Annotated in this window: 16 protein-coding genes; 2 read left to right on the top strand and 14 right to left on the bottom strand. The window is 52.0% G+C overall.

The genetic code is table 11. The features are described 5' to 3' along the window. Positions 1-80 precede the first annotated feature (80 nt). The 3 genes from B5E62_RS12485 to B5E62_RS12475 form a co-directional block, all read right to left on the bottom strand. Entirely contained in the window at positions 81-926 is an 846-nt protein-coding gene (locus tag B5E62_RS12485; protein WP_087174880.1) for a carbohydrate ABC transporter permease, read from the bottom strand. Between the two features lie 3 nt (positions 927-929). After that, positions 930-1,886 (bottom strand): carbohydrate ABC transporter permease, encoded by a 957-nt coding sequence (locus B5E62_RS12480; protein WP_087174879.1) that lies wholly within the window; start codon positions 1,884-1,886, stop codon positions 930-932. Positions 1,887-1,956: 70 nt separating this feature from the next. Next, positions 1,957-3,342: an ABC transporter substrate-binding protein gene (locus B5E62_RS12475; protein ID WP_087174878.1), complete on the bottom strand. Its 1,386-nt coding sequence runs from the start codon at positions 3,340-3,342 to the stop codon at positions 1,957-1,959. Between the two features lie 251 nt (positions 3,343-3,593). On the opposite strand from B5E62_RS12475, the gene B5E62_RS12470 reads away from it, so the two are divergent. Further along, positions 3,594-6,293 (top strand): GH36-type glycosyl hydrolase domain-containing protein, encoded by a 2,700-nt coding sequence (locus B5E62_RS12470; RefSeq protein ID WP_087174877.1) that lies wholly within the window; start codon positions 3,594-3,596, stop codon positions 6,291-6,293. 28 nt (positions 6,294-6,321) lie between these two features. Continuing rightward, positions 6,322-8,733 carry a GH36-type glycosyl hydrolase domain-containing protein gene (locus B5E62_RS12465; RefSeq protein ID WP_087174876.1) on the top strand — a complete coding sequence of 804 codons (2,412 nt, stop codon included), beginning with the start codon at positions 6,322-6,324 and terminating at the stop codon, positions 8,731-8,733. Between the two features lie 68 nt (positions 8,734-8,801). Here B5E62_RS12465 and B5E62_RS12460 read toward each other — a convergent pair whose 3' ends face one another. From B5E62_RS12460 to def, 11 genes are all read right to left on the bottom strand, one after another. Further along, on the bottom strand, positions 8,802-9,584 hold the full coding sequence (locus B5E62_RS12460) for a helix-turn-helix domain-containing protein (RefSeq protein WP_087174875.1): 783 nt from the start codon (positions 9,582-9,584) through the stop codon (positions 8,802-8,804). Between the two features lie 36 nt (positions 9,585-9,620). After that, entirely contained in the window at positions 9,621-10,280 is a 660-nt protein-coding gene (locus B5E62_RS12455) for a thiamine diphosphokinase (protein ID WP_087174874.1), read from the bottom strand. After that, the gene (gene rpe / locus B5E62_RS12450; RefSeq protein ID WP_087174873.1) at positions 10,273-10,935 is read right to left on the bottom strand and encodes a ribulose-phosphate 3-epimerase; all 663 of its coding nucleotides are present in this window, start codon (positions 10,933-10,935) and stop codon (positions 10,273-10,275) included. Before rpe ends, B5E62_RS12455 begins: the two co-directional genes overlap by 8 nt. A gap of 4 nt (positions 10,936-10,939) precedes the next feature. Further along, a complete protein-coding gene (rsgA, locus tag B5E62_RS12445; protein WP_087174872.1) occupies positions 10,940-11,818 on the bottom strand; it encodes a ribosome small subunit-dependent GTPase A in 879 nt (292 codons plus the stop codon). A 3-nt stretch (positions 11,819-11,821) separates the two neighbouring features. Then, complete coding sequence (gene pknB / locus B5E62_RS12440) at positions 11,822-13,825, bottom strand: Stk1 family PASTA domain-containing Ser/Thr kinase (protein ID WP_087174871.1); 2,004 nt, start codon at positions 13,823-13,825, stop codon at positions 11,822-11,824. Beyond that, entirely contained in the window at positions 13,819-14,562 is a 744-nt protein-coding gene (locus B5E62_RS12435) for a Stp1/IreP family PP2C-type Ser/Thr phosphatase (protein ID WP_087174870.1), read from the bottom strand. Before B5E62_RS12435 ends, pknB begins: the two co-directional genes overlap by 7 nt. Next, on the bottom strand, positions 14,540-15,625 hold the full coding sequence (rlmN, locus tag B5E62_RS12430) for a 23S rRNA (adenine(2503)-C(2))-methyltransferase RlmN (protein ID WP_242957905.1): 1,086 nt from the start codon (positions 15,623-15,625) through the stop codon (positions 14,540-14,542). Before rlmN ends, B5E62_RS12435 begins: the two co-directional genes overlap by 23 nt. Before the next feature lie 4 nt (positions 15,626-15,629). After that, positions 15,630-16,928 (bottom strand): 16S rRNA (cytosine(967)-C(5))-methyltransferase RsmB, encoded by a 1,299-nt coding sequence (rsmB, locus tag B5E62_RS12425; RefSeq protein ID WP_087174869.1) that lies wholly within the window; start codon positions 16,926-16,928, stop codon positions 15,630-15,632. Between the two features lie 40 nt (positions 16,929-16,968). Next, on the bottom strand, positions 16,969-17,676 hold the full coding sequence (locus B5E62_RS12420; RefSeq protein WP_087174868.1) for a zinc metallopeptidase: 708 nt from the start codon (positions 17,674-17,676) through the stop codon (positions 16,969-16,971). A gap of 94 nt (positions 17,677-17,770) precedes the next feature. Then, the gene (gene fmt, locus B5E62_RS12415; RefSeq protein WP_087174867.1) at positions 17,771-18,706 is read right to left on the bottom strand and encodes a methionyl-tRNA formyltransferase; all 936 of its coding nucleotides are present in this window, start codon (positions 18,704-18,706) and stop codon (positions 17,771-17,773) included. Then, positions 18,707-19,183 carry a peptide deformylase gene (gene def, locus B5E62_RS12410; RefSeq protein ID WP_087174866.1) on the bottom strand — a complete coding sequence of 159 codons (477 nt, stop codon included), beginning with the start codon at positions 19,181-19,183 and terminating at the stop codon, positions 18,707-18,709. It abuts the gene before it with no gap. Positions 19,184-19,237 lie beyond the last annotated feature (54 nt).

Below are 19,237 nucleotides of genomic sequence, written 5' to 3'. Positions count from 1 at the left end.
TACAGCAAAAGAAACCGCCACCGTGTTTTCCTGCATATTAAGAGGATTGCCCCGTAGCGGTTTCTCAGTTTTTCTGCCTTTTATTCTTTTACACCACCAAGCGTTACGCCTGCAATGATGTATTTGGAAAGAAGAAGATATACAATAATGATCGGCACGATTGCTACTGTGATCATCATGTAGATTTTACCCATATCAAAATTCATATAATCCGCGCCCCGGAGCGTTGCAATCAGGATCGGCACCGTCATTTTGTCCTTGGACTGAATCACCAACGCAGGAATAAAGTAATTATTCCATGAACTTACAAAAGTAAATATTGCCTGTACTGCAATCGCCGGCTTCATGATCGGGATTACAATCTGGTTAAACGTCCTAAACTCTCCTGATCCGTCAATTCTTGCCGCTTCTACAAGGGACAGCGGAAGAGACGACTGTAGATAACTGTACATAAAGTAAAATACAGCGGGAGACGCAATGGACGGTATGATCAGCGGAAGAAGCGAATCATACATACCCATATTTGTGATCAGCCGAAGAAAACCCATTGCCGTTACTTGTGTCGGCATGACAAGTATTGCCATGATAAATGTAAATGCAACTTTTTTGGCCTTAAAATCATATGCGTAAAGACCGTATGCGGTCAATGCTGAAAAGTATGTACAGAGAGCCGCTGAACAGGCAGAAACAATCAGACTGTTCAAAATTCCCTTAAACATTGGAAAACTTCCATCATTTGCAACGTTCTTCAAGTTTTCCAGAAAATAGGTTCCCGGAATTGCCGAAAAACCTTTTTGCAGATCTGCATGGGAACGTGTTGCGTTCACAATCAGGATATAAAAGAAAAATAGGCATAAGAACGAAAGGAATATAAGCACTATATAGGCAAGTATTGTCTTTCCCCGCATTCTATTTTTCGATTTCATAACCTATCTTCCCCCTTTCCGTGTTTTTCTTAATTTCTTCTTTTCCGCTTTTGTCCCATCATCGCTGCTCCCGTTTGTGATTCTGTATACAAAGAAACATAGGATTCCGCTTACAATAAACAGATATACGGACAACGCTCCTGCCATTCCATAGTTTCTGCTCTCCAGATGGCTGTTAAGGAACATAATCAGTGTCATGGATGTACGGTCCGGATTTCCCTGTCCATTGGTCAGGATCTGCGGTACATCGAACATCTGCAACCCTCCAATAATTGATGTGATCAATGTATATGCAAGAATCGGTCTGATCTGCGGAAGTGTTATATAAAAGAATCTTTGAATGCCTGTACATCCGTCCAGTTCACAGGCTTCAAATATATCCGGACTAATCCCCATGATTGCCGCCATAAGCATAATCGTCGTATTTCCAAACCACATCAGGAAATTCATAAGTCCTATAAGGGATCTGGTCCCGATCACGGATCCGAGGAAATCTATCGGCTTGCTGATCCATCCTAGAGATATCATGATCGAATTGATCGGTCCGTTTGTTGAAAACATTGCAAAAAACAGCATTGCAAATGCGGATGCCATGATCAAGTTCGGGAGATAGATAACCACCTTAAAGAACTGCTTGCCTCTGATCTTCAGACGGATATCCGTAAACCAGTTTGCAAGAAGCAGCGCCACAACAATCTGCGGAATAAATCCAATGACCCAAAGGATCAGTGTATTGCCCGCATATTTCAGCATATCTGATCCCAGCAGGCTGATATAATTCTGCATCCCGATAAAATCGGGACCGATTTCTTTGATCCCCGACCGGTAATATTCAAAGAAACTATATCTGACTGTATCGATCAGAGGAATCAAAGAAAAAATCAGAAAACATATAAAAAACGGCAGGATAAAAATATATCCCCACTTAGCATAGCTGACACTTTTACGCTTCTTTTTCATAAAGTATCATTCCTTTCTGTTTCCGGCAGCCCTACGGACTGTCCGTCCGCGGGGCTGCCGGCTTGCTGCATTATTCGGGCCACTCAACCTCTGTGATATCCGGATAACGCTCTTTGATTGCGGTTTCAAAGTTTGCTTTCGCCTTGTCAAAGTCTACATTACCCTGAAAATAATCGCTGAATGAGTTCTGGAACAGTTCGACACATCCCAGATCATACGCTGAAAGCGGAGCAATCTTTATATTTTCCGCTACCGGTGCGTAGTACTCATATGCGTTCTGTCCGCCCAGGAAATCAGATGCATATGTATCGTCTGCGGCTGCCTCTTCCATACCGCTTACCGTATTTGTAAAGTCAAGATAATCCTTGGAGATTTTCAGCAGAGTATCTTTGTCTGCAGTCATTGCCAAAATAATGTCCTTTACGTGTTCTGGATTGTCCGTACCCGTTGCCGCATGGATGTAAGATCCGCCCCAGTTGTATTCCTGCGGAGGATTCGTGACTGCCCATGCGCCTGCATCGCCGTCCCAGTTCGGGTTCAAGGTAAAGTCAATGCCCCACGGCGGAAGCAGGAATGCGAACACCTTGGAAGAAGATCCCATTGCCTTGTTCCAGTCATCATTAAACTGGCCTTTTACAGTCTTGTCCAGATAGCCGGCATCCAGCCACTCTTTGGAATTTTCCACCCAGTCCATGATCAGCGGGTCTATTTTTACTGTAGTCTCGCCGTCCGCTACCCAAGGCTCGCTCATATTGTTGCTGTATACACGGAATGTATCTGCATAAGAAGCAAATGTATAATATCCTTTTGCCTTCAGCTCCTCGGCAGTTGCTTTCAGAGTATCCCAGTCTTTTACTTTCTCGCCTACTGCTGTCGGATCATCCGTTCCGAATACATCCTTTGCAATATCTCTGCGGTATACAAGGACTCCCGGGCAGCACTGCCAGGTAGAACCTCTCTGGACTCCTTCACGGTCAGAAGCTGTTGTCTTTGTAAAGTCATACTGATCTGCAAGATCTGTGTCCGGATCAATTCCCAGATCAGTAAGCGGCATTGCAACGTCGGCTTCTGCATCCGTATATTTATAAACATAATCTGTCTCTGATAAGAAAATATCGATCTTATCATCTGCCGCCGCGTCCGCCTGGTTCATGAGCGCTTCATCGAGTTTCTGCTGGTAGACGCCGTCCTGGTTCGGATTGATCACCCAGTGAATCTCCGTTCCATCTTTCAATGTGGTTACTGTTCCGTCATCGGATGTACTCTCAACTTCCGGATACACAGCCTCCAGCCGAGTACGGAACTCATCATTCCAGCTGTAAATATTGATGACCTTTCCCTCTTCCGTGCTCTCTGTTGTTCCGGATCCTTCATCAGATCCCGAACTGCCGCAGCCTGCCAGCAATCCTGCCGCAGTGACTGCTGCCATTAAAGCAGCAAATACTCTCTTTTTCATTGTTCAATCCTCCTGTCTTATATTATCCACAAGGCCCCCGCCCTGCTTACGATGATAGAATTATAGCTCAAGCCGGCTGCTCAATATATTATAAATTCCGAAAAAATATCAGATTTATGACCCGTTTTCGGCACATTAAGATTTCATGTCATGATTCTGATATTTTTCCCCCTTTTTCTGATTTTTGCTATATAAAGATTCTTATATAATTTCCATAAATAATAAATAAGAATCATGAAAGGAGACGCAAAATGAAACATCTGCAGTTTATTGACGAATACGGCAGTTTTTCTATAAAACAGCCGGAAAATACTAGTTATCTTTATTTTCCGCTGGCATCAGAAACAGGGTTGAAGAGTTCTCTTACCCCAAATCTGGGCGGTGACTCCAAGACAGATCAGGAAACCTTCTTATTAGAACCTGTCAGCGCGGAAAATCTTCATAACAACCGTTCTGTCAGAAATTTCTGGCTTGTATGTGAAAAAGAAGGGATTTTCTCTGCGACTGGCGCATCTGCAAAGCAGGAAGCGGTAAAGTTTACAGCCCTTCAGGATCAAAGCAAAATTACCGCAGGATTCATGTGGCATACACTGGAAAGGTTCTCTTCCGCCCTTTCCCTTGAGACACGGATCACTTCCTTTATTCCTGTAAATGATAATGTAGAAATCATGCACATTACTGTCCGTAATCAGTCAGACAGTACAAAGGATCTGATCCCTTACGCCGCAATTCCGATCTACGGACGGAGCGCTGATAATATAAGGGATCACAGAAATGTAACTTCCATGCTCCACCGCATCCGGACAGATTCCAATGGAGTCTTCGTCCGTCCGACAATGTCTTTTGACGAGCGGGGACATCGTCCCAACACAAAAATCTACTATGTATGCGGATGCAGCGGCAGCGGTCAGGCTCCGGAAAGTTTCTATCCCACTGTAGAGGACTTTCTGGGAGAAGGAGGCACCTACACACATCCCCGTGCCGTCTGTGAAAATTACTCCGGTGTGCCGGCAGGAACCACAGCCGCCGGCAAAGAAGCAATGGGCGCTTTCCGTTTCCCCCGGATCCGGCTTGCCCCCGGCAAAGAAGCGGAATATATCCTGCTCCTCGGAGTAGAAGGCACACACGAGGGCATTGCCCGTATTTATGAAAAATACAACTCTCCGGACAAGGTACGGAAGTCTCTAGAAATAACGAAATCATGGTGGAAAGAGAAAGTCAACACGGGATTTCATACCGGAGACGCCGATTTTGACCGGCTAATGAAATGGATCTGTTTCCAGCCTTTCCTCCGGCGTCTGTTCGGATGTTCTTTCCTGCCTCATCACGATTACGGAAGAGGCGGACGAGGGTGGCGGGATCTCTGGCAGGACTGCCTTTCTCTCCTTCTCATGGATCCAAACGGAGTAGGGCAGATGATAGAGAAAAACTTCGGCGGAGTGCGGATCGATGGAACAAACGCAACGATCATCGGAGACGGAGACGGCAATTTCATCGCAGACCGCAACGGAATCTCACGGGTATGGATGGATCACGCACTCTGGCCGCAAATGACTACGAAACTTTACATCGACCAGACAGGTGATATCGATATCCTGAACAGGCAGGCTCCTTATTTTAAAGATGCCCAGTCAGACAGAGGAACACAGATCGATACCCTGTGGGATGCCGGGCAGGGAAATCTGCTGCGCACAGAGGACAATAATATTTATACCGGAACCATATTGGAACATCTTCTGATTCAGCAGCTGACCGCTTTTTATGAGGTCGGTGGCCACAATATTTACCGCCTTCGGGGAGCTGACTGGAACGACGCCCTGGACATGGCCTCCGAACACGGAGAAAGCGTCGCTTTTACCTTTGCATATACAGGGAATCTTCGCGAGCTTGCCTCAATGATCCGGCTTCTTGAAAGCCGCTCTCCTGTAAAAGAAACAAAACTGACCGAAGAGCTGCGGATCCTGCTCAACGATGATCCTGAATTATTTGAAAACACAGCAGACAAAATAAATTTGCTTGCAAGCTATACCCAGAGCTGCCGGCACAGGGTCAGCGGCAGACGGTTTTCCGTCCCTCTGTCCGAACTGGCGGAAAATCTGGAGCACAAAGCTGACTGGCTGACGGGTTATCTGAAGGATCATGAATGGATTGACGGCGGAGCGGATGAAGGATGGTTTAACAGTTATTACGATAATCACGGGCGCGCGGTAGAAGGATTTTTCCCAAATGAAGTCCGAATGATACTCACAGGGCAGGTTTTTGCAATTATGGGGAATGTCGCTTCGGAACAGCAGATCCGCAAAATCGTAAACAGCGCGGATCACTATCTCTACCAGAAAGAGATCGGGGGATACCGGTTGAACACGGATTTCCATGAATTAAAGTTTGACATGGGACGCATGTTCGGGTTTGCATACGGTGAAAAAGAAAACGGAGCCGTATTCTCCCATATGACTGTGATGTATGCCAACGCCCTGTACCGCCGTGGTTTTGCCAAAGAAGGATGGAAAGCGCTGAAAACATTGGCAGAAACTGCCCTGGATTTTGACACCAGCCGTATCTATCCGGGGATTCCGGAATATTTCCGCTCCGACGGAAGAGGAATGTACCACTATCTGACAGGAGCCGCAAGCTGGTTCATGATGACCATGATCACTCAGGTCTTCGGCGTCCGTGGAGAGGCCGGGGATCTCATCCTGGCTCCCCGGCTTATGGCCGAACAGTTCGACGATCAGGGAAAAGCATCGGTCAGCCTTGTTTTCGCCGGAAAGAAACTTGATGTCATCTACGAAAATCCTGACAGGAAAGACAGCGGCGCCTACAAAGTCTCCTCGTCTTTCTGCGAAGGGCAGAAGCTTCAGACAGACAAACTCGGCCGCGCCGTTCTTCCTCGCAGAATGCTTGATACTCTTTCGGGTGGACGTCACCGTATCATAGTAAAGCTCAATTAAAACCAATGGAAAGGACAGAAATAAGATTATGAAATATGGATATTTTGATGACAAAGAACGTGAATATGTGATCGACCGTCCGGACACACCTGCTCCCTGGGTAAATTATCTGGGATCGCCGGAGTACGGAGCGATCATCTCTAACAATGCAGGCGGATACAGCTTTGCCAGATCAGGGGCAAACGGGCGTATCCTCCGGTATATATTCAACCAGTTTGACCAGCCTGGGCGCTACATTTATATCCGGGATAACACTTCCGGCGATTACTGGTCCGCCTCATGGCAGCCGGTAGGAAAAGACACCAAAGAATATCAAAGCAAATGCTGCCACGGTATGGGTTATACAAGAATGCTTGCAGATTACAGCAGCATACATTCTGAGGCGGACTACTATGTTCCCCTTGGGAAATCCTATGAAGTCTGGGCGCTTTCCGTGACCAACGAATCGGACCGGAAGCGGGAGCTTACACTTACCGGATATGCAGAGTTCACAAACCACAGCAATTATGAACAAGATCAGGTGAACCTCCAGTATTCCCTTTTTATCACCCGCACATTATTTGAAAAAAACCGGATCATCCAGCAGATTCACGGTAATCTCGATGCACTGAGGGAAGATGAAAAAGTAGATGATAAAAAGGTAACAGAACGATTCTTCGGTCTTGCGGGAGCAGAAGTTTCCTCCTATTGCGGAGATAAAGCAGTATTTCTGGGAAAATACCACGGATACGGCAATCCTCAGGGCGTAATCTCCTCTGATCTTGGAAACGTAAACAGCTACAATGAAAACTCATGCGGCGCTCTCTCCTGCAAGATCACTCTGGATCCCGGCGAATCCAGGACTGTACTCTTTCTTCTCGGTATGAAGCCTTCCGCGGAAGCGGCCGCTATCATCGACTCCTATAAAGATCCGTCCGCACAGGTAAAACAGGAGATCAGCACACTGAAAGCAGACTGGTATGGAAAACTGGATCATCTGAAGATCAAAACGCCAGATCCCGCCTTCAATACGATGGTCAATACATGGAACGCCTACAACTGTTTCATAACCTTTGTCTGGTCAAGGGCCGCATCTTTCATTTACTGCGGACTGCGAAACGGCTACGGCTATCGTGATACCGTACAGGATATTCAGGGAATCATCCATCTTGCCCCTGAAATGGCATGTGAGAAGATCCGCTTCATGCTCTCGGCACAGGTAGATAACGGCGGCGGTCTTCCACTTGTAAAATTCACCCATGATCCGGGACATGAGGATACGCCGGACGACGCCTCCTATGTCCGTGAAACCGGGCACCCCGCCTACCGCGCCGACGATGCCCTCTGGCTGTTCCCGACAGTCTACAAATACATCTCGGAGACAGGAAATACCGCGTTTCTCGATGAAGTCATCCCCTTTGCCAATAAAGATAAAGGAAGTGTTTACGAGCATCTGAAACGCGCCGTACAGTTTTCCTTTGATCATCTGGGCCCCCACGGTATGCCTGCCGGATTATATGCGGACTGGAATGACTGCCTCCGCCTCGGAGCAGAAGGGGAATCCTCCTTTGTCGCACTGCAGTTCTACTATGCAATGACCATATTAAAAAAATTTGCCGTCCATAAACAGGACAGCGAATACATCCGCTATCTCGAAAAAAAGCAGAAAGAAATCGGAGAGAAGATTCAAAAACTTTGCTGGGATAACGACCGTTTCATCCGCGGCTTTACTGAGAATGGTGAGCGGATCGGCGCAGCAGCGGATCCGGAGGCAAATATGTGGCTGAATCCCCAGAGCTGGGCTGTCATCAGCGGTCTTGCATCCAAAGACCAGGCTGATGCCGCTCTGGAAAATGTGTATCAGAGGCTCAATACATCATACGGCGCCATCCTGATGGATCCGCCCTACCATGCACACGCATTTGACGGCGCACTTGCCGTAATCTATAATCAAGGGACAAAAGAAAACTCCGGCATCTTCTCTCAGTCCCAGGGCTGGCTGATCCTTGCTGAAGCTCTCAGCGGCCATGGCAACCGTGCATTTGAATACTTTACGGAAAATGCGCCTGCCGCCCAGAATGACCGGGCAGAGATCCGTCATCTTGAGCCGTACTGCTATGGACAGTTTACAGAAGGGCCGGCCAGCAGACATTTCGGCCGTTCCCACGTACACTGGCTGACAGGAACCGCTTCCACCGTAATGGTAGGCTGCGTAGAAGGGATTCTCGGACTGAGGCCGGATCTGGATGGGATACGGATCGAACCGGCAATACCTGAAACATGGGATTCCTTTGAGATGGATAAAGATTTCCGAGGGAAGCATCTCCACATCCGGGTTGAAAATCCGGATCACCGTGAGTCCGGCTGCAGGAGCCTGATTCTGAACGGGAAAGAACTGCCTGATAATTACATACCTGAAGAACTGCTCACAGAGAGCAATGAAATTTTCCTGACAATGTAAATACAAACGGGATACAGGCCAAATGGTAACTGTATCCCGTTTTTTCAGGAATTCTCTTTGTCCGGCGCTCAGGCATCGCCGTCGTTCGGTTTTGGCGCATCTGTTTCGATGTTCCACTGAACCATATAGTATTCATCTCGGTATTTCTTTGGAGTCATCCCAACCGCTTCACGGAACTGCTGTATAAAATGACTCTGAGATGAAAAAGAAAGCCTGTTTGCAATTTCTATCATAGAATAATCACTGAATCTGAGAAGGTTCTTCGCCATATCAATCTTCTGTCTGCGTATATATACGCTTACGGACACCCCTGTCTCTTTTTTAAACAGGCGGGAAAGATAACCTGACGATACGCCAAGTTCATCTGACAAATCTTCAATCGTAATCCTCTCTTTAATATGCGAATATATGTATTCCTTGCATGCATTAATATGCTTCGAATTAGTATCATTGCAGGAATATTTACGCATTTTCTCCGTATAGTCCATGACCATCTCGTCATGAAGTTTACGTACTTCCGTTTTCGTATGTATATCGTCCAGTTTCTGGATATAAAAATCACTCATTCGGAAAGCCTGTTCCAGCTCCATACCGTTCTGCCTGCAAAGGCGCGTGATCATGGCGGTTGTGATCACAAAGTGATACTTCAGATTAACCACAGGATCCCTTGAGAGAATGCCTACTCCCTCTTCTTCTATAAAGCGCCCCTGCTCACAATTCTTTTTGACTGTTTCCACATCTCCTGTCGCCACTGCCCGGTAAAACAAAAACTCTTCCGTGGGTTCACGGTGTTCGATCTCGTCAATGTCATCATCTGCTTCTAATAGAAACCATTCATTTTTGTAACCCATAATCCAGCCTCTTTAACCGCTCTATGTGCATACTTACTAAGCAAAATCCCGGGTCTCCATCAGGATGACGATCCCGCCGATAAAATCAATGACCACTTCATCCTCCTGGAACTCATTGCTCACGCAGAGACTGTCGTAAGGCGTCAGCGTATGATCCTCCAACGGGTACTTTGCCCCGCAGATATTAAATCCGTAAATTGTCTCCCCCAGCGGGAACACGGAAAAGTAGTCCCCGAAGGCATCCTCTTTTTTCAGGTGTGTCTCTCCGCCAATAAGCCGTATCCTGTTCATCGGATCCAGAATGACAGCATCGATCCCGGCCTTGAACGGAATCGTCAGAGTCTGTATATTCGCCCACAGATGGTCCACCCGGCTTCCGGTAGCGCCCAGGATCACCATCTCGTGGCATCCCAGGGTGATGGCAAGCCGCACTGCGATCTCCGTGTCAGAGGCGTCCTTGACCGGATTGAACTCACGCACGGAGACGTGGGTCTCGTTTTTATAATAGTCCACGATCTCCTGGGACAGACTGTCAAAATCTCCCACGATATAACTGGGCTGGATCCTGTGACGATACAGGAACTCCACCCCTTTGTCCACGCCGATAATGCATGGATCTTCGCACTCCCCGATGGTCTTTTCTATCAGCTCTTCGTACAGAATTCCCCCGCTGATGATCACTGCTCTCCTACTCATAGCTCTTCAGTATCTCCATGAAATTCTTTGTATTTTCTGCCGGGCTGCCGTTAAAGACAGCGGAGCCGGCGACGATCACATTGGCCCCCGCATCCAGCACCTCATGGACATTGGTCAGGTATACGCCGCCGTCCACCTGGATGTTCAGATCCATCCCTTTTTCCACGGCCATCGCCCGCACAGTCCGGATCTTGTCCAGAGACTCGGGGATAAATTTCTGGCCGCCGAACCCTGGGTGGACGCACATGATGAGGATCATCTCCACATCGCCCAGGTACTTCTCCACCTCCGCCGCCGGCGTCTCTGGACAGATGGAAAGTCCCGCCTTCATGCCGCACGCATGGATCTTGTCCAGGGCGGCCTTCACATCCGGGCATGCCTCAAGATGGACGGTCACACCGTCCGCTCCCGCCTCCTTGAAGGCCTCCACATAGCGGATCGGATCCTGCACCATGAGGTGGGCGTCCATGAACTGTCCCGTAGCGTGACGGATGGATCTCAGCACAGGCATGCCAAAAGAAATACTGGGGACAAACATGCCGTCCATAACGTCAAAATGGAGCCAGGCAGCTCCGTTTTCCTCTGTCAGCCGGATCTCCTCTCCCAGCTTTGTAAAGTCCGCCGCCAGTATGGACGGCGCTAAAATGTAGTCCATAACCTCAATACCTCCTCTTTGCCTTCAGCTCTTCATACATATCCAGATAGCTGTCGTACCGGGTCCTGTGTATCCTTCCGGCATCCACCGCCTCCTTCACGGCGCAGTCCGGCTCGTGCACATGGTCGCATCCATTGTATCTGCACTGTCCCTCATAGGGGAAAAATTCCGGGAAATAATGCTTCAGCTCCTCCTTCTCGAAATCGTTTGTGTAGAGGGAGCTGAATCCCGGCGTATCCATGATATAGGAATCTCCGTCTATGGCGATGAGCTCGCTGTGGCGGGTGGTGTGCCGCCCTCTCTCGATCTTCTCGCTGATAGAGCCGGTCTCCATCCGGATCTCGCTCTGGAGCAGATTGATGAGGGAGGATTTTCCCACGCCGGAGGGGCCTGCCACTGTGGTCGTCTTCCCCTCCAGGATTTCCTTCAGCTGCCGGATATTTTCCCTTTTCTCCGCGCTTGTAAAGAGGATCTGGCAGCCGCAGTCCCGGTAAATCTCTTCCAGCTGCGCCAGCCTCGGGTCATCGGCGATGTCCTTTTTGTTAAAACAGAGCACGGCCGGGATCTCTTTTCTCTCCATCATGACCAGGAAACGGTCCAGCAGGTTCAGATGGGGGTCCGGCTTTGCCGCCGCAAAAACGACGAGGGCCTGGTCCACGTTGGCCACCGCCGGCCGGACCAGCTCGTTTTTTCTCGGCAGGATGCGGACCAGGTTTCCCTCCCTGTCCCTCTCGTCCAGCACATCTATCTCCACATTGTCCCCCACAAGGGGCTTTTTGTTCTCTTTCCTGAAAATCCCTTTTGCCTTACATTCGTAAATACCGGATCCCGCCACGTGAACGTAGTAGAACCCGGCAATACCTCTTATGATCTTTCCCTGCATGGATTACTGTCCTTCTCCTGTGTCCGGTTCATCCGGCTCATCTGTTTCCCCGCCGGACGAAGACTGTCCCTGGCTTACCACCAGGTTGACTGTGGTGCCTCTGGACACGCTGGTCCCCACGCCGGGGTCACAGGATATCACCTGGCCTGCCGGTGCCGAGTCCTCCCTGTAGGTCACGGTCCCCACACTGAGCCCGGCGCTGGCGATCAGCTGGCGGGCATTGCTCTCCGACACGCCCACCACAGAGGGCACGCTGACCGGTCTTGACCCCAGGCTGACCACGATATTCACGTTTGTCCCCGCGTCCACCTTTGTGCCGCCCGACGGGTCCTGGGAAATGACATTTCCCTGAGCCACGCTGTCACTGTAGTCCGTGGTGACTGTCACTTTCAGCCCGGCGCCCGACAGCGTGTTCTTGGCTGTGTTTTCATCTGTGCCCCGCACGTCCGGAACACTGACCTTCTCTTCCCCCTTGCTGACCTGTATGGTCACAGTGGAGCCCTTGGCTGCCTGGGTACCTGCCTCCGGGGTGGTAGCCACGACTTCCCCCTGGGGCTGACTGCTGTAGACTGCGGTGGATTCTACCTTAAAGCCTGCATCCTCCAGGGTCTTCTGGGCATCCGCCTCGTCCTGTCCCACCACGTTGGGCACCTCCACCTGCTCCTCGGCTTTGCCGGTGCTCACATCCAGCGTGATCTGCGTGTTCTTCTTTACTTTTTCACCGTCCTCCGGATCCTGTCCCATGACATAGCCCTTGTCATACTGGGCAGACTCCTCCTGCTTGCCGATCTTCCATCCAAGTCCGGCGTCGTTCAGCTCCTTCTTGGCGTCGTCCAGTGTCATGCCCACCACATCGGGCACCTCCACCTGGCCGCTGTCCTCCTCCTGCTGGGTCCCTGAGCCCCCGAAGCGGAACAATCCGGCTGCCCGGCCGATCACAAGGGCAAGCACCAGTATGATGATGACCGCCACGACGATGGTCATGATCTTGATGACCTTGTTCATGCGGGGATTGACCTCATCGCTGTCGTGGTCGTCCTCGTCCTCGTCGTAATCCTCATCGTCCTCGCCGTAGTCGTCATCCTCGTCATCATCTCCATAGGAACTGCGGATATCGTCCAGGTCATCCTCCGTGATGATCACAGTGTCCGCATTTCCTACAGGGACGATCTGGACAAAATCTCCCTCCGGGTCCACAAGGGAATGCTTCAGGTCCTGGATCAGCTCGTCCACATCGCTGTATCTTCTCTCCGCGTTTTTCTGGGTACATTTCAAAATGATCTGCTCAAGACTGTAGGGGATGTCGGGCACCAGCTCTGAGGGAGGCGTGATCTCCTCCTGCAGATGCTTCATGGCCACCTCCACCGTGGTGTCACCGTTGAAGGGAACCTGGCCTGTGACCATCTCGTACAGTGTGATACCGATGGAATAGATGTCGCTCTTCTCGTCGCTGTAGCCGCCCCTCGCCTGCTCGGGTGAGGTGTAGTGGACCGACCCCATAGCCACTGTGGTCGTGGTCGTGGAGGTCACCATCCTGGCAATGCCAAAATCTGTCACCTTCACCTTTCCATCGTTGGATATAATAATATTCTGGGGCTTGATGTCCCTGTGTATGATGTGATGCTTGTGGGCCTCCTCGATGCCCGAGCACATCTGAATGGCGATGCTGATCACTTCTCTGGCGGAGAGGCGCTTCTTCCGGTCTATATACTCCTTCAGCGTGATGCCCTCCACAAGCTCCATGACCATATAGTAGAGTCCCCTGTCCTCCCCCACATCATAGACATTGACGATGTTGGGATTCAGGAGGCCCGCCGCGGCCTGGGCCTCGGAGCGGAACTTCTTTACAAAGGTCGCATCCTCCCGGAACTCTTTTTTTAAAACCTTGATAGCGACATAGCGGTTCAGCATCGTATCCCTGCCCTTGTAGACATCCGCCATGCCGCCTGCGCCTATCTTCTCTATTACCTCATATCTGTTTCCTAAAAAAATACCATCTTTTACCATTTGCCTACCTCATCAGCGATGGGCTCTGCCATCACTACCCCTATATTATCTCTGCCTCCATTTGCATTTGCCCTGTCGATCAGCATATGCACAGCCTCTATGATATCTCTGGAGCCTTTCACGATGCCGAACATGACTTCGTCTTCCACCATGTTGCTCAGGCCGTCCGTACACATCAGTATCTTGTCTCCCCTGCTGATGCGGAACTCATAGAAATCTGCCTCCGCCTCGTCCTTGACTCCCATAGCCCTGGTGATGATGTTCTTGTCCGGGTGGTTTCTGGCCTCCTCCGCCTTGATGCCTCCCAGACGCACCATCTCCTCTACCAGAGAGTGGTCCTTGGACAGCTGACGGATGTTGTCACTGATCAGATAGAGCCGGCTGTCGCCGATATTCGCAAAGTGCAGCGTATTGTCAATGACCGTGGCCGCCACCAGGGTAGTTCCCATGCCCTCCAGCTTTACATCCCTTTGCGCCTCCTCGATCAGTCTGCGGTTAGCGGTGTCAATGGCAGCTTTGAAAATCTCATCCGGTCTGCCCGGCGCGCTCTTTTCCAGTTCTTTTTTCAGCGTCTCAACGGTAAATTTGGATGCGAAATCGCCGGCCTTGTGGCCGCCCATCCCATCCGCAACTACCAGGAGATTCGGGAACGGTCCGATAGGACTGTCTGTCGCAAATACATAGTCCTGATTTACCTCCCGTCTTCTCCCCACATCAGTCAGCGCGTAAAATTTCATCTGCCCTTTCCTTTCCCGCAGCCGCGTAGCGTCTCCGTAATTGTCCGCAGGCCCCGTCAATATCGGAGCCTCTTTCCCTTCTTATAGTAACATTTATTCCGTTTTTTTCAAGTTTATTTTGGAATTTGAGGGCATTTTGGCGGCTGGGCCGCACGTAGCTCCTCTCCCGCACCGGGTTCACCGGAATCAGGTTGATATGGCAGTTTCTGTGTCCGGCTATGCGAATCAGCTCCGCCGCGTCCTCGTCCGTGTCATTGACATCCTTCACCAGACTGTACTCAAAGGTGATCCTCCTGCCCGTCTTCTCGAAATAGGTGTCGCAGGCTTCCAGCACCTCTGAGAGCTCGTATCTGTTTGCCACGGGCATGAGGCTCTTCCGCTTTTCCTGGGTGCCCGCGTGGAGGGACAGAGCCAGGGTGATCTGAAAGCCCTCCTCCGCCAGCCGAAGGATGCCGGGCACAATGCCGCAGGTGGAGGCGGTGATGTTCCTCTGGCTGATGTTCAGCCCCTCAGGGGCGCTGACCATGCGGACAAAGCGGACGAAATTGTCGTAGTTGTCCAGAGGCTCCCCGGTGCCCATGACCACGATGTTGGACACTCTCTCCCCTGTTATCTTCTGGATCCTGTAGATCTGCCGCAGCATCTCCGAGGTCGTCAGATTCCTTATGAGCCCGCCGATTGTGGAGGCGCAGAAGCGGCACCCCATCCGACACCCGGCCTGGGAGGAAATGCAGACAGAATTCCCGTAGTCATATTTCATGAGGACGCTCTCCACCATGTTGCCATCCTCCAGCTCGAAGAGGAATTTCTCCGTAGGGTCCGCCTTGGAAATCTGCCTCTCCACCAGCTCCACCCTGGCAATCTGGTACTCCTTGTCCAGCTTTTCCCGCAGGGCCCTGGAAAGGTTGGTCATCTCCTCAAAGCTGTCCGCCAGCTTCACGTGGAGCCACTGGTAGATCTGCTTTGCCCGGAAGGCCTTCTCGCCGGCCGCCCGCATCTCCTCTGCCAGCTCTTCGTATGTATAAGAACAGATATCTTTCTTTTTCCCCATCGTTTCCCCCATATGCTTAATCCTTTCTGACGAAAACAGCAATGTAAAATCCGTCTCCCGCCTGCTGCCCGGGGAGGAGCTGCTCCTCGCTCACCAGCCGGAAGTCCGGATGCTCCGCCTGGAACCAGGCCGCGTTCTCCTCGTTCTCCTCCCGGTTGATGGTGCAGGTGCTGTAGACCAGCTTCCCGCCGGGCTTCACATACCTCCACACCACCGAGAGCATCTTCCTCTGCAAAGAAGCAAGCTCAGCCTCGCTTTCCGGTGTCATCCGGTATTTCAGGTCGCTCTTTCTCCCCAGGACTCCAAGTCCTGAGCATGGAAGATCCGCGATCACAATGTCTGCCTTCTCCACAGATTCCTCATCCAGGACCGTGGCGTCCCAGCGGACTGCCCGGATATTGTCCATGCCGGACCGGCGGATATTGTCCCATATGAGCTCCACCTTGTAGTCGCTGATATCCCTGGCCTCCACCATACCTGTTCCCGCCAGCATATCCGCCAGGTGGAGCGCCTTCCCGCCGGGGGCAGCGCACACGTCTATGACATAGGCCCCCTCCTTCGGGTCTGCCCGCCGGGCCACCAGCATGGAGCTGATGTCCTGCACCTGGAAGTCCCCCTCCTGAAAGCTTGGGAGGGCCGCCAGATAGTCATAGCCGGAGATGAGAAGAGCGCAGGGAAGCTCCGGCACTTCCTCCGCCTTCACCCCTTCACGGGTCAGCTTTTCTTTGAGCTCCTTCCTGGAAATCTGGTGGAGATTGCAGCGGATGGAGGTGGGCTTCTCCTGAAGGAAATCCTGCAGCATCCTCTCCACCTGCTCCAGGCTGTATACAGAGAGCCACTGCTCCAGTATCCACCGGGGCATGGAGTAGGCCACGCTGAGATGCTCCAGGGTCCCCTCCTCCGGGTAGGACACTGTGTCCAGGTTTCTCGCAATGGAGCGGAGCACCCCGTTGACAAATCCCCTCAGACCGCCAAATCCCCGTGAGACCGCCAGCTTCACCGCCTCGCTGCAGACAGCACGATTAGGAACGCTGTCCATGTACTTCAGCTGATAGACCGCGCTCCTGATAATGGCCTGTATGACAGGCTTCATCTTCTTTACTTTTACTTTTGAAAACTGGTCTGTGATATAGTCCAGCTCGATCATCCGCTCCAGGGTCCCCTCCACCACTCTCGTGATAAAGGCCCTGTCACTTTTATCCAGATACTGATATTTCCCCAGCACCTGATTCAGCGCAATATGGCTGTACTGTCCGTCCCTGGTGACAAGGAGAAGGATCTCCACCACCAGGTCCCTTGTATTGACTTTTGCCATCGGTCCCTCCTCTTTCTCTCTTTGTCCGTCTTGCGCGGCTCTATCTCCGCCTGTTTCCTGCCAGCAGGATGATACGCAGAAGCTGCAGGATGGAGGCCGCCGCCCCCGCCACATAGGTGAGTGCCGCCGCTCCCAGCACCTTCTTTGTGCCCTGGAGCTCGTCCGGGTACATGATACCGGAGCTGCCCAGGATGCGCACCGCTCTGTTGGAGGCGTTGAACTCCACCGGCAGGGTCACAAGCTGGAACAGGACCGCCAGGGAGAAGGCAAGGATGCCCAGGTTCAGGAACATCTCCGAGGAGCGGCCTGTAAAGAGGAGCCCGATGAGGATGAGGGGCCAGGCCAGGGTGCTACCCAGGTTGGCCAGGGGCACCAGGGACCCTCTGATCTTCAGGGGCACATACCCCTGGGCGTGCTGCATGGCGTGCCCGCACTCATGAGCCGCCACCCCCACCGCCGCCAGGGAAGTAGAGCTGTAGGTGGCGTCGGAGAGGCGCAGCACCTTGGTCCTGGGGTCATAGTGGTCGGTCAGGTTTCCTGCCACCCTCTCCACCCGCACATCGTAGATGCCCGCCCGGCGCAGCACCTCACATGCCGCCTCCTGCCCGGTCAGGCCGCTGTGGCTGCGGACCCTGGAATATCTGTTAAAGGTGGACCGCATTTTGGCGGAAGCCGCCAGACAGATGATCACACCCGCAATGACAAGTATATACGTGGGATCAAACCAGTAATACATTGGATACAACATAATGATCAACCTCCTAGAGGAGTATTATATACGAAAAACAGGCTGTCAACCTGTTTTTCATATAAATTTAACACTTTTTCATTTATTCTTCAATTTATCCTTCGCCAAGCCTTGTCCCGGGCTCCAGCCTGTAGCCTCTGAGAAAGGCGTCCGCAGCCATTTGCTTCTTTCCCGGGATCTGCAGCTGTGTGACTGCCAGAAGTCCCTTCCCTGTCTGGACAAGGAAGCCCTCCTTCGTCACCTCCGCCACGGTGCCGCAGGGCTGTCCGCTCTCCTTTTCCAGCACCTCTGCCCCCCAGATCTTCATGGTCTCTCCCTCCCAGATGGTCCAGGCGCTGGGCCAGGGATTCAACCCCCGCACAAGCCGCTCTATGGAGGCAGCGTCCTCTGTCCAGTCGATCCTGCCCGTCTCCCTGGACAGCTGCCGGGCATAGCGGGTGGGCGTCTCCCCCTGCTTTTCGGGATGCGCAGTTCCATCCTCCAGGGCCTTCAGCGTCTCCACGCAGAGCTCTGCCCCGGCTGCAGCCAGCTTGTCGTGAAGGCTGCCGCCGGTCTCGTCCGCCTCGATGGGTACCTCTGCTTTGAGGAGCATATCCCCGGTGTCCAGCCCCTCGTCCATCTGCATGGTGGTCACGCCGGTGACCGTCTCCCCGTCGATGATGGACCACTGGATGGGCGCGGCGCCTCGGTACTTCGGCAGGAGGGAGGCGTGGACGTTGATGCAGCCGTAGGGGGTGAGCTCCAGGATTTCCTTAGGGAGGATCTGTCCGAAGGCAATGACTACCATCACGTCCGCCCCATAGCGGGCCAGCTCCTCCACGCAGCTCTTCTCCCTCACCTTCACAGGCTGAAAGACCGGGATGCCGTGCTCCAGGGCCTTCTCCTTCACCGGCGTGTACTGCACCTTCCCGCCTCGCCCTCTGGGCCTGTCAGGCTGGGTCACGGCCAGCACCACCTCGTGCCCCGCCTGTATCAGGGCCTCCAGGGTCCCCACGGAGAAATCCGGAGTCCCCATAAAGATCACTCTCATCTACTCATCCTCCTCATCGTAGGTCACATCGTGGAGCTCTCCCTCCACAAGGTCCACGTACATCTTTCCGTCCAGATGGTCGATCTCGTGGCAGAAGGCCCTCGCCAGAAGTCCGGTGCCCTCCAGCTCAACCTCTTCCATGTCCTCGTTCAGCGCCTTTACCTTCACATAGTCAGGCCTTGTCACCTGGCCGGATTTGCCGGGCACGCTCAGGCACCCCTCCTCGCCTGTCTGCTCGCCGGAGGTCTCCAGTATCTCCGGGTTCACGAGGATGATGGGGCCCTCCCCCACATCGATGACAACGATCCTCTTGAGCACACCCACCTGGGGGGCCGCAAGCCCCACTCCCAGGGCCTCGTACATCGTATCCAGCATATCCTGGATCAGGACCTTTGTCCGCAGGGTCATCTTCGTCACTTCTTTGCACTGCTTGGTCAGCACTTCGTCTCCAAGCTCTCTTATCTTTCTGGTTGCCATATATCTCAAGCTCCTTCTATAAAAATATTCTCTGTCTGTCAAAACGGCGTCCTG

The sequence above is a fragment of the Lachnoclostridium sp. An118 genome, from assembly GCF_002160985.1.
In the GTDB taxonomy this organism is placed as follows: Bacteria; Bacillota; Clostridia; order Lachnospirales; family Lachnospiraceae; genus Claveliimonas; species Claveliimonas stercoravium.
Note: the sequence above shows the minus strand (reverse complement) of the source record. Positions and strands in the feature narration are given on the sequence as shown.